Origin of the sequence: Knoellia tibetensis, assembly GCF_048606415.1 — a bacterium.
In the GTDB taxonomy this organism is placed as follows: domain Bacteria; phylum Actinomycetota; class Actinomycetes; order Actinomycetales; family Dermatophilaceae; genus Knoellia; species Knoellia tibetensis.
Genome location: NZ_JBMBWF010000001.1, coordinates 1,559,617 through 1,574,276 on the forward strand (window position 1 = coordinate 1,559,617; position 14,660 = coordinate 1,574,276).

Genomic DNA, 14,660 nt, shown 5'->3' on the forward strand with positions numbered 1-14,660 from the left:
GCGACACAGTCGTGGCTTCAGCCTGCCCTGAAACTCAACTCGCACAGCCACACTCGCCAGAAGGCTAAGTTAGCTGATAAGCTAGCTATCATGACGTCGTCGCAGGGATCCACAGAAGGGATCGACAGCTCTGCGTCATTCGCGTTCGCGGATCTCTTCGCCGGGATCGGCGGGTTCCACGCGATGCTGTCGCACGCCGGTGGGGAGTGCGTGTTCGTCTCGGAGATCGACCGTGAAGCCCGTCAGACATATCTGCGAAACTGGGTGGAGGACCTCCCCGGGGAGCGCTGGCCCGTGGTCAACACGGACATCACGTCGGCCACGCCTGAAGACGGACCAGTCGAGGTTCCAGAGCACGACGTCCTGGCCGCCGGCTTCCCGTGCCAGCCCTTCTCGAAGTCGGGCTACCAGCGCGGGATGGACGAAGCACGAGGGACGCTCTTCTGGAACATCGCCCGCATCCTCGAGGAGCGGCGACCTTCCGTCGTGCTGTTGGAGAACGTGCGGAACCTCGCCGGTCCCAGGCATCGACACGAGTGGGACGTCATCATCCAGACCCTGCGAGAGCTCGGATACCGGGTCTCCTCGACACCATCGGTCTTCTCACCCCACTTCCTGCCACCGTCCATGGGTGGCACACCTCAGGTGCGCGACCGGGTGTTCATCCTTGGGACGTATGTCGGGATGGAGCGGGCCATGGCCGAGGTCGACGTCGCTCCCACCGTGGTCCGAGGCCCAGTGAACGAGTGGAATGTCCACGACTGGGACGTCGAGTGGATCCTCGACGAGGACGAGTCCATCCCGAACCTGACCAAGTACAGACTCACGGCCGACGAGACTCATTGGATCAACGTCTGGGACGACCTCGTACAGCGCATGTGGGCGGCGCGTGGCGTTCGACTCCCAGGTTTCCCTTTGTGGGCAGACGCCTGGATTCCGGAGAGGGCCTTGGACCCCGTGGAGCTCGAGGCGCTGCCGAAGTGGAAGTCCGACATCCTCATCAAGAACGCACGGTTCTTCGACGACCACCGCGACGTCATCAAGGCATGGAAGAAGGCCAACCCGTCCTTCTCCTGCTTCCCGGACTCCCGCCGAAAGCTCGAGTGGCAGGCGCAGGACACCGCATCCCTGTGGGACACAGTGATGCACCTACGCCCCTCGGGAATTCGGGCGAAGGCACCCACCTACCTGCCCGCGCTCGTCGCCATCACTCAGACGTCCATCGTGGGACCTCGCCGCAGGCGCTTGACGCCTCACGAGGCAGCGCGGCTCCAAGGCTTTGGCAGCGACTTCACCTTCGGAGGGCAGCGAGACCAAGCCTCGTACAAGCAGGTCGGCAATGGTGTGGCCGTGGGGGCTGCATGGCATGTCTTCCGCACGCATGTCACGCAGAATGCGGCCGATCTTCCGAGGCGTCTGGTCAGAAGCGTGCTCGCCGCTGACACCAACCCCATCGGGGACGCCCTGTCCGGCGCCGCGACACAGACAGAGACCCAGAGGACGCAGCCTCAGGCCGCGGATCTCGCGGGATAGAGGGCGCAGCGTGTCTGGACTGTCATCGGCGCGAGCAGCTACCCCGTAGCCTCCTGCCACCAAGCGCAAAGGGAGGGCTGTCGCTATGGGTTCGGTTGCCGTCGACCAGCTGCGTTCAGACGGAAGTGTTCTTCGTGACGTCGACACCCGCCTCAGCGCCCACGCGAAGAACGAACTCCTGCTCTCGGCACTGCCAGGGGCCTCGGTCGCGACCTACGCCGGTGAGCAGGTCGTTCGGTATCGCGACCAGGTCATCCTCAAGAAGCAGGTGACCCATCTCGGCTACCCGTGGCCCGAGTACAAGAAGCGGATCCAGATCCCAAAGCGATGGCTCGACGTTGAGCGGCAGGCTCGAGAGGAGAGGCTCATCCCGCGCTTCGTCGGGATCTACCACTACGGCGACGTCACGATCTTCGTTGACTTCGAGCCCTCGACGTACGTGCAGCGCAAGGCCAACAACTCTGCGGCGCATGTCGCCACCAACGACCTGTTCCAAGCACAGACGCTGGGACAGTTCTCGAAGGACGACAGGAACGGCAACCGCCTGACCACCGTGCGGGCCGACCGGCTCGAGGACTACCTCCTCCAGGGGTATAAGGAGGCCAACCGCCACCTCGAGGCGTTGCGTCGCTTCAGTGCCGAGCTCCTCGATGGGCGCAGAATCGAGGGTCTCGATGCCGTGCGCGAGATGCACTCCGCACGATGGCCCGACAGGTTCCAGAACGAGTGGGCCGGCTTCTACGTCGAGTACAGGCTCGATCGATACGTGAAGCAGCATCGCCTGGAGCATCTGGTCGTGGTTCAGAAGGTCAAGCTCAAGGGCGAGTTCGACTACGACCTCCGGTTCGTACAGAACGGCGCGGTCCAGTTGTACGGAGACCTCAAGGCCTCCAATATTGCACTGAGCGACTCACCGGGGAACGACGCGGCCGCCTTCGCCCGCTGTCTCGAGCAGTTCGGGCGATTTTGGTACGTCGTCTACGAACACGAGACCTGGCACAGCAGGGACAGAGCCGACATCGCGACGATCGAGTGGAACACGTGGAGGCGCTCGGTGGGTCATGTCGGTCGTGAGCAGAAGTTCAACCCGCTTTCCTACGCAGGGCGCTTCAAGGAGGCCGTGCGGTTCGTCGGTGTGAAGGTCCTCGAGGTCAACATGGCCAACCAGCACATCGTCCTCGGTGACTTCCAGGGCGGCTTCAGACAACCGGACGGGAAGGCTCGCAAGGGGAAGGTGATGATCCGAAAGAAGGACATCGACGACTTCTTGATCTACTCGGAGAGGCTCAAGGACCAGAGCTGAGACTCCGCCAGCAGCACTTCCTGAAGCCAAGGAGCGTCGACCTCTGCCTGCGTCATCGGTCCGCCTCGGGTCGTGCTCTGCAGGGCACGGCAGGTGGTCTGCATTGCACGTGGTGGAGCGCAAGGGACTCGAACCCCTGACCCCTTGCTTGCAAAGACTTTCGGAGCGCGACACTGAGCCCCGTCCACGCACGACCGGCCTCGTCGCTGGCCGAAGCATCGCCAGGTTCAGCGGCACTACTGCTGCAGTTTGCTGCTGCAGTGTCGCGACGCCGCCAACTGCTCACTGTTCAGGTTGTAGCCGAAGCCGTGGCATGCAAGAGCGTCTAATCCTCGGCGAGGGTCGCCGAAGATGGCTCCTACCCAATGTGTCACACGGACGAATGGGCGCGCGCGCGCGGCCGCCCCCCTCCAGTTGGAGTTCGGAACGATCACGAAGAAGTGCGGGGCCATCACGGTCACAGGATCGAAGCCAAACTGGTCCCTTGAGGATTGCCGAGACGATCCGGCGGACTGCCGAGCTGCGCGCGCCGTGCAGGTGGGCGACGTCGATCGCGGGGGACTGGAGCTCCAGAGCAGTTCGGAGCCGCTCAGCCAGCCGATCGACGGCGAGGACGGGCTCTAGCCGAGTGACGGGCTGATCCCGACCCGAAGGGGCCCCAGGGTGTGTACTGCGCTCCGCTGTCTTGTGCGTTGCGCCCACTCGAGCGAGCTGGCTGCCCGAAGCCACGTGCCCCCCAGGTCGGGGACGTCTTCTAGGGTGACCGGCACGTACCGGCCTTTGGCGATGTCCGCGAGTCTTTCCGGTGTTGCACGCAGCCGACGAGCGGGCGCGAACACCAGCCTCGAGCGAACGAGCCGCTCCGGCAGCGAACGGGCTCGGCTCATCACGTGGGTTACGTCGTCGAGCGCAACGGTGAGGCTCTCGAGGGCCTTCCGCGATTCGACCGGCCCGAGATCGGTGAGCCGCGCCCTTGTTGCCTCCAACTCGGCGAAGAGGGCGCGACTGGCCGGGATCATCTGCTGGGTGGGCCGGTTAAGGGTGGTGAGGTGGTCCCAGGGCTTGCCGGCGGCCCGCAGGTGGGCTGTGACATTGCCGAGCGCCTCAACGTGGTCTTCAGGCAGGCCGACACACTTCCCAACCTCGAGGGTGACAGCGGAGAGGTGGGCGCCTTGGTAGGCAATGGTTCGGAGCGCTTCCGCGTTGGGGAGGGACCTGCCCACCTCGCGCAGCGCGGTCTTGGTCCACTCGTCGCACGCAATGCGTAGACGTTCTTGGCTGCTGGTCGGAGACGCATACCTGAATGTGACCCTTGCCCGGTAGAGCGGCGGCGGGGGAACGGGCTCCATCACTTGTAGGAGCTCCACCACCTGCTCCGCGAACTGCGCGATACGCAGAGGGCGGTCGAGGTCAGCGAGCTGCCCGCGCGCGAGGGTGTGACGGGCAGCAATGAGTGCGATGCAGGTGATGTGTCGCGTGACGTAGCCGAGCTCATCGAGTCGTTCGAGCCATCGGCCGGTCGGCTGGAGTGTCTGGTCCACCAGGTCCGAGAGGACGCCGAGGGTGCACGAGAGCCGAGCGAGAGGGTGGGGGTCGGTCGGGTCCGCTGGGACTGCGGAGTCGCAGGGGGCGTCGAGTCGTTGGGTAGCGGCGAAGCCGTGAGGAGCGCCTCTGACGACCCTGAGGTGCCTGCTCGCTGTCGTCCGCAGGGGCTCGACCGGGGCATCCTGATCTGGCCCGAGGTGGTCCGGGCGGTCATGTCGCGATTCGGGAGTTGGTTGACCTGGATGCGCGGGGTAGCCGCGCAGCACGCTCACGAGGAAGAGGCGTCGACGGTCCCCGAGCGGTACGTTGCGGCCGTCTGGGCCGAGGACTTGTTGGAGGAGCCGATGCACGGTCGCATCGAAGGTGCGCCACTGGTCTGCTGTGATCGGGTCGTTGCTGTCGCGCAGTATGCGTGTGAGGTGGTGGGCTCGGGTGAGCAGGTCGCCCGCGGTGGTGCTGCTCATGCGGGGTGCTGGTTGCGGCGGGCGAGGCGGGTGAGCTCGGCGATGTTCCAAGCGGCAAGGAGGAGCTCGGGCGGCCCCTCGAGCGGGTCGATCAGGTCAAGCGCGGCGAGGGCCCTTTCGAGCTCGGCGACGACGCTCGTCCCCCGTGGATCGTCGGGAACCTCGCCCGATGGGGCGGTCGTCAGCGTCGCCCGCGTGAGTCGAATTTGTGCAGCAAAGGCATCCCCCGCGGGGGTGTCGGGTTGCTGGGCGAGGTTGGCCGCGCAACCGAGGCGGCGGGTGGCCTCGGCGATGAGGTCGTCGGCTGTGCGGATCATTCGTTTCTCCCTCTCAGAGCGGTGCTAAAGGGTGGGTGCGGGCGCTGGCCGAGAGTCGTGCCCCCAGTCGCTGTTCTGCAGCTTGTCCGCGGGGACCCGTGCGGCGACCGTGGCGGATGGTCCGACCGCCTCAGCGACGGGTCGTGGTCCACCCCGGCCGGGATGGGTGTCAGGATCAAGGCAAAGCACGCGTGTGAGGTCTGGGGCCAACCAGCTCGCCGGGTCACCGCCGCTTGGGAGTTGCGCGACGAGGACACGGGCAGGTGGCCGCGGGTGGCGGTCGAGCGCGTGCAGCAGGCGATGGGTCGCGTTGATCCCGGCGGTGTCGGCATCGAGTGCCACGACAACGAAGCCGGGTGCCGAGGCGATCGCGTCGACCTGATGCCGGCTGACGGAGGTACCTCCGGTGCTCACGGCGCGCAGGGCGTCCAAGTTGCCGGCAGTGGCTGACGCGCAGGCGATCGCCAGGGCGTCGAGTGGACCCTCGACTACGACGGTTGTTGCCTGAGGTGGGGTCTCACGGTGGTCAGCTCGGTACAGCGTCTTCGACTTGTCAAAGACGACGGTGCGAGTGGGATTCAGGTACTTCGGCACACGCGGGTGGCCCGTGGTGTCACGGGCCAAGAAGCCACGGATGTGAGTGTCGGATTCCATAACCGGCAGTACGATTCGGGAGCGCAGCGCGTCGATGACCGTGCCCCGTGATGACGTCCGCACTAGGTCGAGGGCCAGCAGCTCGTCGATGCTTACGCCTTGACCAGTGAGGTGGTCAGTCAGCGAGGTCCAACCGTTCCCAACAAGGCCGACGACCGACCGGCCAAGAGCGCTCTCGAGGTCGCGGACGTCGATGCCGCGCTGACGCCGGAGATATGCCGCCGCGGTGGCGTGGGCCACGGGTCGTGTGAAGTACGCCCACGCGAGCTCATGGATCTCGTGCGCCCGCGGCCGCGTGGGCCAGTTCGGCGGCTCCACGCTTGCGGCCATGCCTTGGCGTGGGTGCGCGGCTGCGGCCGGGAAGCCGCCGGTCTCAAGGCTAGCGACGGCATCGAGGAACGACAGGCCCTTGAGCCTTGCGACGTAGTCGATGACGTCGCCGGAGGCGCCGCAGCCAAAGCAGTGGTATCGGTCGGGCACGCCGTCAACGGAAAATGACGCGGTCGAGTCATCGTGGAAGGGGCAGCAGCCTATGAAGCCGCGCCCCGTGGGGCGCAAGGCGACTCCAGTGGATTCAACCACCGCAGGCAGCGGATGCCGGGAGCGGAGTACCTCGACGTCCACCCGGGCTTCAGCCCTCGTCATCGCCGGACCTCGGGGCCCGGGCCTACCATTTGGCGCGGCCTATCGTGGCGGTGCGATCTCACCTGGGCGGCGAGGTGCTCGACCGTGACCGGGCCGGTGGTCCGGTACGCGGCGGCGAAGATTGCTTCGACGTCGATCTCTGCGATGTTGCTGGCGAGGACGGTGTACTCGTCCCAGGTGCGGTCGTGGGCGAAGAGCAGGCCGGTGCGCTCGCCCGGCCTGCGGCGCAACGTGATGCTGGTCTGGTGATCGTCCCCCCGTGCGGAGCCGTAGGAGATGTCGATGGTCTGGGGGTCGCCGTGGACGGCGCGGAAGGCCTTTGGGCCAAGCCATTTCCTTGCGATCAACGCCGGGTCCGAGCCTGGCTGCCCGTGGGTCGCCGCCGAGGCGACCCTCATGAGCTCATCCATGGATGAGCCTCCCCGCCTGAACGCCTCGATGACCTGGTCGACGACCGCCTGCGCATCCGGCACGTTGCCATGAGATGCGATCAGTACCGCGGCATGGATGTCAGCGTTCCGTTGCCCCAAGCGGTACCAGTAGTCCATCGGGTCTTCTAGGTCGACGTGGTCGTGGGCGTCTTGGGCCAGCTCGAGTAGCTGCCTGAGCACCGTCGCATGCTCGTTGGTGAGTTCGGCCATGGGTCGGCCTCCTAGCTGTCGGGCGGACATGCCGCGCCGGGCCCCGCCCGTCCTTGAGGCTCACTGCCCCCGGGGGGCACTACCGGGCCACCGCGGCCCTGGCGGCCGGTGCGCCTGTGCCGTGCACCCGAGAAGGGCCATCTGGTCCACAAGGAAGGCCTGGATGTGTTGGAGCGCCCCAAGGAACTCGACGGCGGCCGTCGCGGGAGCGGTCTCCGTGAAGCAGCCCCGTTCGAAGTCGCGTAGCGCCGTGAGAGCCTCGACCATGCCTGGGTGCTGGTTCCAACAGCTCGGAAGCGCGCGGGCGTCGAGGGCAAACCGCGTGCCGAGCTGATCGACCCACTCCACGAGCTGGGCCACGAGGTGGGTGCGTTCTTCTCCGCTGAGGGACGGTACGTGCGTCGGTCCTCCCGACCGGTGCAGCCATTCGCGGGTCGCAGCCGGATCCCGGAATGGGTCGCGGCCGTCAGCCATGTCCCGTGCCCCCTGCCGGCGGTGCAGACGCCGGGGTGCGACGCAGCCGTGCCTCGATCGCTGCGCGATCAGATCTGAGTTGGGCCGCGTCCATGCGGCGGGTCCACGGCTGAAGAGCTAACGCGATGGGGGGAGCAGCGCGAAGGAGCAGCACCGCGGTCCCAAAAGGCAACGTGCGCAGTCTTGAGGGCGGGAGGATCGGCACCTGGCTGGTCGAGGTGTTCGTGGTCGTGTGGCCGTCACGGCTCCTGGTGGTTGACGTGACCGTCTCGACGCGCTGACCGATGAGGGTGGAGAGGTCATCCAAGTCCCGCGCATGGGATCCGCCGCCGAGGATAACCTTGACGATGGCGGCGTCCCAGATCGCGGCCGCGGCGTGCTCGCCCCACACCGTGCGCGCCTGAGCGAGCGACTGCAGGACTACGACCGGGCACATGCCCGACCCGCCGCCATCGGACATCAGCGAGGGCAACGACGGCAGAGGGTAGTTGGCCGCCTCGTCAAGAACCAACGTCAATGGCGGGTCGAGGCGTGCCGCTGGCGATGCTGCCGCCAGGCGCCGGGCGACCTCCAGCACATCCTCAACGAACGCCGCGACCAACCCTGAGGTGGCGGCCGCTCCGCTCGAGGTACCGAGGACATACACAGTGCCGCTGTGGCTGAGGAACATCTCGGGGTCGAACGCGTCGAGTGGATCGGGGGACAGGGCATCGAGGACAGTCGGATCGGCGAGCGCGCCGAAGGCGATCGTGACCATAGCCCAGACCGAATCCCGCTGCTTAGGGTCGGTGGAGATGAGTGCGTCGAGCGCGTGCTGCCACCCAGGCGCAGCAGCTTCGTCGGAAGCGAGCACCATTACCGCCTCGCGCGCCTGGACCGCGGAAAGCGACCACCGGTAAAGGTCGGCAGTCGTGCATCCGCCGAGAGCCGCCGCGTGCAGGAGACAGCGGACGGCCTGTTCCGCCGACGCCTGCCAGAAAGTGGAGTCCGTAGTCCCTGAGGCGGTGCCAGTGGTAAGAGCCTTCGCGCGGATCATGGCGGTGTGCGGGTTCTCGCATCCGCGGACCGGCGACCATCGAGTCGTCGACGAGATCTCCGGCGCAAGACGCTGGGGGTCGAACACCGCGACCGGACCACGCCGAGATCGGGCCCGCATGGTGATGGCGACGTTGTCGGGTCGCGTGCTCGTTGTGACAACGGCACCCGGGGCGTCCAAGATCAACGGAACAGCAAGGTGCAGGCCCTTTCCCGAGCGGGGAGGCCCGAGGACGACGACGGAGTCCTCGACCGAGCTGTGGCACACCACTCCCTGAGAGCGACCCAGTCGAAACCCGAGATCCGCGATCGCAGGCTTGCGCAGCGAAGGGCGCAGGGCTTGGTGTCGGGCCAACAGCAGTGCACCACCGGCCGCCCGTTGTGCCTCGCCACGGGAGGCGGCGCCTAGGAACGCGCCCGGTGCCGCTTGCCTTCCCGCGAGCCGTCGCATTCCGAGTATCGCCAACGTTCCTGCCACTCCGGCGATGAGGAGCGTTGTGCCCCAGTACGCCGCGGGCGACGGCATCTCCCGGCCCCAGGCGCGAGCCAAGTGGATTGGCATGGCCAACGCGGCAAAGGGCGGTCCGACCGCTGGCGCCGGGGGATGCAATCCAAGAACCAGGCACGACGTGGTCGCCCCCGCCGTGAGCACCATCCACAGTCCGGCGATCGAGGCGACAGCCACCGCGAGGCGTCGGTCTGACAAGTTGTCGGTTCGAGGTGCCGTCCTGCTTCTGGTCGCCATGTGGAGCAAACTTGGGGGCGGGGCCACCATCGGCGATGACACCGTCTGTGGGTAACGCACAGGATCAGCCGTCGACCACCATTCTCTGGTTGGTATCGAACAGGGTGAGCTCGTCGGGAGTGGTCACGTGCCGCACGACGAAGGCGTGCTGGCCGACGTGCCAGAGACCTTCTCCACGCTGCAGGTCGGGTAGCTGAGCGCGCTCAGCCGTCGTGAGTCCCAGCAGAGACGCGGTGTGGGCGGCCTCGCTGGTCTCCTGCTGGTAGATGATCTTGGTCGAGCAGTCGCCCAGGAGCCCTTTCGCGAGGGCTCGCGCGTGCGAGTCGCGGTCACCGACGGCATCGAGGTCGGAGAGCCGATGCACGATGAGCATGTTGGCGATGCCGAGCCCGCGGGACAGCTTCCACTGCGACTGCATCCGGGCCAGCAGGGCAGGCTGACGCATCAGCCGCCATGCCTCGTCGTAGATCACCCAGCGTTGGCCGGCCCTGGACTCGGTGAGCGCGGCCTCCATCCACGCCGATGCGCATGTCATCACCATCGCCACGAGCTCGTCGGACCCGGCGATCGCAGACATGTCCAGCGAGACCATCGGGAGTGACGGGTCGAACGCCACGGTGGACGGTCCGTCGAACAGGCCCGCCAGGTCGCCGGCGACGAGGCGCCGAAGAGCGTGCGCGAGGTCTCGGCCGTCACGAGCGAGCTCGGCCGGTGTGGCGCCGGGGATGCCGGCGACGGGTTGGATCAGCGTGTCGACGACCAGCGGGAGGGTGGGCACGACGGATCCATCGACGGCAGCCGCGAGTGCGGCATCGAGGGCAGTGTGTTCCAGCGAGGCGAGGGGTCGGCCCAGCGCGGCTTCCGCGAGGGAGCCGAGCAGCGACCGTCGGCGTCCGGCGACGACTCGTAGCCACTCGTCCTCTTGAAGGTTCGAGCGAGGAGGGCCGGGGTCGAGCGGGTTGAGCCGATGCCCGGTGCCGGGGCCGAGACGGATGGCCGCGCCGCCGACGGCGAGGCTGACACTTGTCCACTCGCCCTTGGGGTCTCCGGGGACGTAGACGCGTCTACCGAAGGCTATGGATCTGGTCGCGATAGATTTCGCCAGGCAGGACTTCCCCTTGCCGACGACCCCAGCGAGGAGCGCATTCGGATTGGTGAGGGTGCCCTCCGCGTACAGGGTCCACGGGTCGTAGCAGAAACCGCCACCGGACCAGGCGTCCTGGCCGATGTAGACGCCATGGGAGCCGAGGCCCGCCTCAGCGAGGAACGGGTAGGCGCCAGCGACGACGTCAGAGGTGCCTCGGTGCCCGGGCAGTCGAAGCTGCCGGTACGAGCGGGCCGCATGGGGCCGCGCTCGCCGCCTCGCGGCACCAGTTGAGGAGGCGCTTCCGCGGTGACGTGAGGAGACTTCGTACGCCGACTTGCCGAGGTCGCGCCCTTGAGTGGCCGCCAGCGGACGCGTCGCCTAGCTCCTGCTGGTTCGAAGTACGCCCAGTGCTTGTTCATCGGCTGATTCGGCGGGCGAGGGGGAGGGCGGCAGCGGTGAACGCTCGGGCCTGCTGCCCGTAGAGGCGCCTGGTCTCACAACCGGCGCCTACCGCCGCCCTGGTCACCTCAGCGACGACCGACTGAAGTTCATCGAGCGTGGCGGCCGTGACGGTGATCAGTCCGGTGAAGCGCAGGTCGCTGTGTCCCGCGACGAGGGCACTCTCGCGCTCGAGGACGTCGGCATGCTCGGCGGCGTCGGATAGATCGGCGAGCATGCCGATCTTGGCCTTTTGGTGAGCGTCGGTGAGGTACTCGACCTTGGCTTTGCGGATGTCGCGGATCGCGACGTCGGCAGGAACCGGCTCGAGGGTGATCGAGAGGGTCTTGCGAATTCCTGGCTGGAAGATCATCGAGTGCAGGAAGTGAGGGGGTGCAGGCACGCGGGGCCATTCACGGATCCAGAGCACGCTGGAGTGACCGCTGTCGTGCCGGAGGTGGTCCCAGTGCTCCTCGACAGCCATTGGTCCGGCAGTGGTCAGGTCTGGTGCCTGGGTGTCATCGGCGGCTGGGTCGTAGGCAGCGAGCAAAGTCGCGGCGAGCGTGGTGTCGTCAAGCCAGGCTGCGAGCGTCAGGTCCGCCGCTCGGAGCCCGGCCTCGATCGAACTCATCTCCCGTTGGAGGGCATTGGCGCCTGCCGCGATTCCGCGGCCGGACTGCCGTACGTGGCCACGCATCTTGCGGAGGTCCAGGCTCACCGCGACGAGGGTCTTGTGCGATGACGATGAGGGGGCGCACTGACGCATCAGCTCCTCGTACTGCTTCACCGACCAGCCTTCATCGGACACACGGTGGGTGTCCCACCACCCGCTGATGCCGCGGCCGGCATCGGGAAGTGTTACTTCGAGGATCTGCAGGCGGACACCAGTACTGGTGTTGGCCAGCGCCGCCAAGGTCCGTCCCCAGCAGTGGACTCGTCGCTCCTGCTCCTCTGGCGAGAGCAGGACGTATGCGGGGTGCCGAACGAGCCCGACGGCTGTGAGGGTGTGGTCATGGGGATCGTGGACGATCGCCGCCATCCCAGATGCCGTGATGATGCGAAGGCGGGCGGCATCTCCGGGCAGCGCCAACGTGCCTTTCGGTCTGGGCCTCTCCGGACGGGCGCGGAATATAGTTTGCCCGCGGGTCCGCCGTAGGGCGAAGTGTGCAGCGGTTGGCAGCGTCTCCACCACCGGCCTTCCACCCCACCGCACCGAGCTGAGCAACACGAACCCCATCCAGACAGGGAAAGTGACCATGGCGCCGGATGCGCCGGCACTGAAGAGGGCGGGGAGGAGAATGACGGTGGCGGCCGCGAAGCAGCACACCCGCGGGGCGGAGAAGCCGAGGATGAGCCCGCGCCGCGGTAGGCGCCCGAAGCGGACGGTGAAGTCACTGTTGGAGGGTTGGGACATGACGATTTGCTCCTACCTAAACCTGGGAACGCGGAGGCTTCACGGGTGATACCTCTGCCGACGGCGGCGTGGCGTTCGTGGTGGTTTGGGCGGACTCCACGCCAGCCACGGCGCGGCTGGTGGCGCCCTTGACGGCGGCCGCGGTACCTGCGACCGCGAGTGCCGGGACGACCGCGGCGGAGGCAGCTGCGGCACCTCCGGAGGCGGCCGTCCCGGCTGCCCCCGACCCGCCGACGGCGCCGGGGCCGGCGGGTGGCGGTGGGGGAGACGTGCGGGAGGCCGGCAAGGTCCGAACGCCGCTTCCGCGACCCGCGGCCGATGAGCTGCCGGGATACCCGATGAGAGAACGGCTGGTGTTCTTGACGGCCGCGAACTTCTGAGGCGCGCTTATGACGGTGCGCCCACCTGCGGCCGCTTGGCCGGTCGTGGCGTAGGCGGCGTGCAATGTGTCTCCGGCGAAATGGAACATCCGGATCGCAACCCACGGTGCAAGTCCGCCGAGAAGCAGGATCACAGTCCCCCCTGCCAGCTGTGTGCTGACCTGTCCGGCGCCGGTCCCTTGCTTTCCGGCGCCGTTCAGCACCGAGATGCCAACGCTGAAGATGATGACCAGTAGCAATTTCGAAACGATCATCGCTGCGACGAACTCAATCCATCGCCGTACCCAGCCACGCGTGAAGTCCGCAGTGGCTCCCGAGAAGGCGAGCGGTGCCATCACGGCCGCCAGCACGAGCATGAGTTTGCGCATCATCATCGCCGCCCAGACGATGACCACCGCAGCCAGGACGACGAGCGAGATCAGAATCGTAGCTGCGGGGTTATGGATGGTGGCGAGTTCGAAGAATGCCATCTTCTCCCCCAGACCAGCGACGTTGGTGTCGAGCGTGTAGCGGACGAAACCATCGGAGAGGCTGTCGACCGCGCCGAGGAGCACGCGGGTCGTGGCCAAGGCAAAAGCCGAGCCGAGGAAGCTGACGAGGAGGCCAGTCAGAGCTCTCCCCAGAGAAGCCGGATGACCGCGGATCGCCGAGACCATGATCTGTACGAGGAAGAGGCCTAGGCATAGGACGGCCGCGATTGCCGCGGTCGCCCCCATCTCCGTTGCCAGCGTGGGCGATCGAAGGTCCAAAGTGGTGGCGGCGTCGATCTGTTCCCACAGCCACGAGGTGGCTCCGGTAGCGGCCGTACCGAAATAGCCAGCGATCTGCGTGAACGCGGAGTCCGCGATCGTGCCGGTCGCGCCTTGTGCGAGCTCAGCGGCCTGACAGAGCGGATCAAGGGCGTGGATGCCGTCGCAGCTCATGACTCGCCCATTGGAAGAGAGCGGAAGTCGACAACCGTCACGAACCGCCACTCGCGGCGGACGGGAGGTCCCTCGAGATGCAGGATCAGTGCCACGCTGCGCCGGAGCGTCGCTCGGTTTGTCTCGAGGGTGACGGTGGCCGCAACCTCTCGCGCACTGATCCCTGGGTCGGTAATGCGTCCGCCTAGGACTGCGTTGCTCCACGCAAGGGGCTCAGAGACCCGGTCGATCCGCACGGTGGCGTGCCCATGCTTGCTGCGCAGGTCCTCCCAACCTGAGGCCGTGGGGATGAGTGCCGTCCCGTTCACAGTGTCAGTGACCGAGAAGACGGCCATCTTGCTCCGGAGCTCGACTGGGACGAGCCCGACCACCAAGGGCTCAGTAGTCGCCGTCGACTCGGCTTGGACCCACGCGAGCTTCGCGTTTCGCTGCTGCGCGTAATCCTGGGTGAGGAGAGCCTCGACGAACGCGGCGGCATAGAGATCGGGGTGGGCGGTGGCGGCGCCAACGATCCGGCCCGACGGTGCGGGCAGGATCGCCGGTGTGTCAGCAAGGCGGGCAAGCTCGTCAGTGAGCGACGTCTGAATTGGCGGGGTACCAGTTGGGCTGGTGTCACGTTCCGGCGCTGGATTCTGCTGAACCGTGACCGCTCCTTGAGCCGGCTCGGGAGGGTGGCCTGGTCGCCCAGTGGCGACGATCCACCACACGACCAGCGCCGTCGCAAGGGCTGCACCGCCCATCAACGTCAGGACGGTCCGCAGGCGATTGGCCCGGCCCATCAGTGCACCGCCGAGCCGGCGTTCTGGAAGAAGCTGACGAGCGTGTTGGAGGCGCCGATCAGCATTGCCGCGGCCAAGGAGACGAGGACGCCTGTCTTGCCCCGACCGGCGACGTGTGGGTTCGACGAATGCGAGCCGAGGGCCCACGCAATGGCCGAGATGGCAATGCCCGCGACGGCGGCGATCAGGCCGTAGGTGAGGAGCGCACCCACGATCTTCTCGAGGGCGGCGATGCCGGGAAGGCCTGACGTGTTGGGGTCAATGGCGGCGAGGAACATGGCTC

The 14,660-nt window shown here is 67.0% G+C and carries 13 protein-coding genes; 3 read left to right on the forward strand and 10 right to left on the reverse strand.

Going from position 1 to position 14,660, the window contains the following annotated elements; genetic code table 11:
* Positions 1-90 precede the first annotated feature (90 nt).
* Positions 91-1,533: a DNA cytosine methyltransferase gene (locus tag ACOJV7_RS07435; protein ID WP_420189497.1), complete on the forward strand. Its 1,443-nt coding sequence runs from the start codon at positions 91-93 to the stop codon at positions 1,531-1,533.
* A gap of 85 nt (positions 1,534-1,618) precedes the next feature.
* Positions 1,619-2,836 carry a hypothetical protein gene (locus ACOJV7_RS07440; RefSeq protein ID WP_420189498.1) on the forward strand — a complete coding sequence of 406 codons (1,218 nt, stop codon included), beginning with the start codon at positions 1,619-1,621 and terminating at the stop codon, positions 2,834-2,836.
* A gap of 620 nt (positions 2,837-3,456) precedes the next feature.
* Here the strand turns inward: ACOJV7_RS07440 and ACOJV7_RS07445 are convergent.
* The 6 genes from ACOJV7_RS07445 to ACOJV7_RS07470 all read right to left on the reverse strand — a co-directional run bounded on the left by ACOJV7_RS07445 (position 3,457) and on the right by ACOJV7_RS07470 (position 9,972).
* A complete protein-coding gene (locus tag ACOJV7_RS07445; RefSeq protein ID WP_420189499.1) occupies positions 3,457-4,845 on the reverse strand; it encodes a hypothetical protein in 1,389 nt (462 codons plus the stop codon).
* Positions 4,842-5,162 carry a hypothetical protein gene (locus ACOJV7_RS07450; protein WP_420189500.1) on the reverse strand — a complete coding sequence of 107 codons (321 nt, stop codon included), beginning with the start codon at positions 5,160-5,162 and terminating at the stop codon, positions 4,842-4,844. Before ACOJV7_RS07450 ends, ACOJV7_RS07445 begins: the two co-directional genes overlap by 4 nt.
* Positions 5,163-5,186: 24 nt before the next feature.
* The gene (locus tag ACOJV7_RS07455) at positions 5,187-6,461 is read right to left on the reverse strand and encodes a CHC2 zinc finger domain-containing protein (RefSeq protein ID WP_420189501.1); all 1,275 of its coding nucleotides are present in this window, start codon (positions 6,459-6,461) and stop codon (positions 5,187-5,189) included.
* Entirely contained in the window at positions 6,458-7,102 is a 645-nt protein-coding gene (locus ACOJV7_RS07460; protein WP_420189502.1) for a hypothetical protein, read from the reverse strand. The genes ACOJV7_RS07455 and ACOJV7_RS07460 overlap by 4 nt, the downstream gene beginning before the upstream one ends.
* A 466-nt stretch (positions 7,103-7,568) precedes the next feature.
* Complete coding sequence (locus tag ACOJV7_RS07465; protein ID WP_420190385.1) at positions 7,569-9,386, reverse strand: TraM recognition domain-containing protein; 1,818 nt, start codon at positions 9,384-9,386, stop codon at positions 7,569-7,571.
* A gap of 34 nt (positions 9,387-9,420) precedes the next feature.
* Entirely contained in the window at positions 9,421-9,972 is a 552-nt protein-coding gene (locus tag ACOJV7_RS07470) for a type IV secretion system DNA-binding domain-containing protein (RefSeq protein ID WP_420189503.1), read from the reverse strand.
* 57 nt (positions 9,973-10,029) lie between these two features.
* On the opposite strand from ACOJV7_RS07470, the gene ACOJV7_RS07475 reads away from it, so the two are divergent.
* A complete protein-coding gene (locus ACOJV7_RS07475) occupies positions 10,030-10,266 on the forward strand; it encodes a hypothetical protein (protein WP_420189504.1) in 237 nt (78 codons plus the stop codon).
* Positions 10,267-10,858: 592 nt separating this feature from the next.
* On the opposite strand, the gene ACOJV7_RS07480 is transcribed toward ACOJV7_RS07475, so the two are convergent.
* The 4 genes from ACOJV7_RS07480 to ACOJV7_RS07495 are packed head-to-tail and all read right to left on the reverse strand — an operon-like array spanning position 10,859 to position 14,655.
* Positions 10,859-12,295 (reverse strand): SCO6880 family protein, encoded by a 1,437-nt coding sequence (locus ACOJV7_RS07480; protein ID WP_420189505.1) that lies wholly within the window; start codon positions 12,293-12,295, stop codon positions 10,859-10,861.
* Positions 12,296-12,311: 16 nt separating this feature from the next.
* Positions 12,312-13,598 (reverse strand): type IV secretion system protein, encoded by a 1,287-nt coding sequence (locus ACOJV7_RS07485; protein ID WP_420189506.1) that lies wholly within the window; start codon positions 13,596-13,598, stop codon positions 12,312-12,314.
* Positions 13,595-14,338, reverse strand: a complete 744-nt coding sequence (locus tag ACOJV7_RS07490; protein ID WP_420189507.1) for a hypothetical protein — start codon at positions 14,336-14,338, stop codon at positions 13,595-13,597. The genes ACOJV7_RS07485 and ACOJV7_RS07490 overlap by 4 nt, the downstream gene beginning before the upstream one ends.
* A 38-nt stretch (positions 14,339-14,376) precedes the next feature.
* The gene (locus ACOJV7_RS07495; RefSeq protein ID WP_420189508.1) at positions 14,377-14,655 is read right to left on the reverse strand and encodes a DUF6112 family protein; all 279 of its coding nucleotides are present in this window, start codon (positions 14,653-14,655) and stop codon (positions 14,377-14,379) included.
* Between the last annotated feature and the right edge of the window lie 5 nt (positions 14,656-14,660).

Bases quoted from the DNA above. Each gene is read 5' to 3' on its own strand.
- ACOJV7_RS07435 (WP_420189497.1), top strand. From the start codon at position 91: ATGACGTCGTCGCAGGGATCCACAGAAGGGATCGACAGCTCTGCGTCA.
- ACOJV7_RS07440 (WP_420189498.1), top strand. From the start codon at position 1,619: ATGGGTTCGGTTGCCGTCGACCAGCTGCGTTCAGACGGAAGTGTTCTT.
- ACOJV7_RS07445 (WP_420189499.1), bottom strand. From the start codon at position 4,845: ATGAGCAGCACCACCGCGGGCGACCTGCTCACCCGAGCCCACCACCTC.
- ACOJV7_RS07450 (WP_420189500.1), bottom strand. From the start codon at position 5,162: ATGATCCGCACAGCCGACGACCTCATCGCCGAGGCCACCCGCCGCCTC.
- ACOJV7_RS07455 (WP_420189501.1), bottom strand. From the start codon at position 6,461: ATGACGAGGGCTGAAGCCCGGGTGGACGTCGAGGTACTCCGCTCCCGG.
- ACOJV7_RS07460 (WP_420189502.1), bottom strand. From the start codon at position 7,102: ATGGCCGAACTCACCAACGAGCATGCGACGGTGCTCAGGCAGCTACTC.
- ACOJV7_RS07465 (WP_420190385.1), bottom strand. From the start codon at position 9,386: ATGGTGGCCCCGCCCCCAAGTTTGCTCCACATGGCGACCAGAAGCAGG.
- ACOJV7_RS07480 (WP_420189505.1), bottom strand. From the start codon at position 12,295: ATGTCCCAACCCTCCAACAGTGACTTCACCGTCCGCTTCGGGCGCCTA.
- ACOJV7_RS07485 (WP_420189506.1), bottom strand. From the start codon at position 13,598: ATGAGCTGCGACGGCATCCACGCCCTTGATCCGCTCTGTCAGGCCGCT.
- ACOJV7_RS07490 (WP_420189507.1), bottom strand. From the start codon at position 14,338: ATGGGCGGTGCAGCCCTTGCGACGGCGCTGGTCGTGTGGTGGATCGTC.
- ACOJV7_RS07495 (WP_420189508.1), bottom strand. From the start codon at position 14,655: ATGTTCCTCGCCGCCATTGACCCCAACACGTCAGGCCTTCCCGGCATC.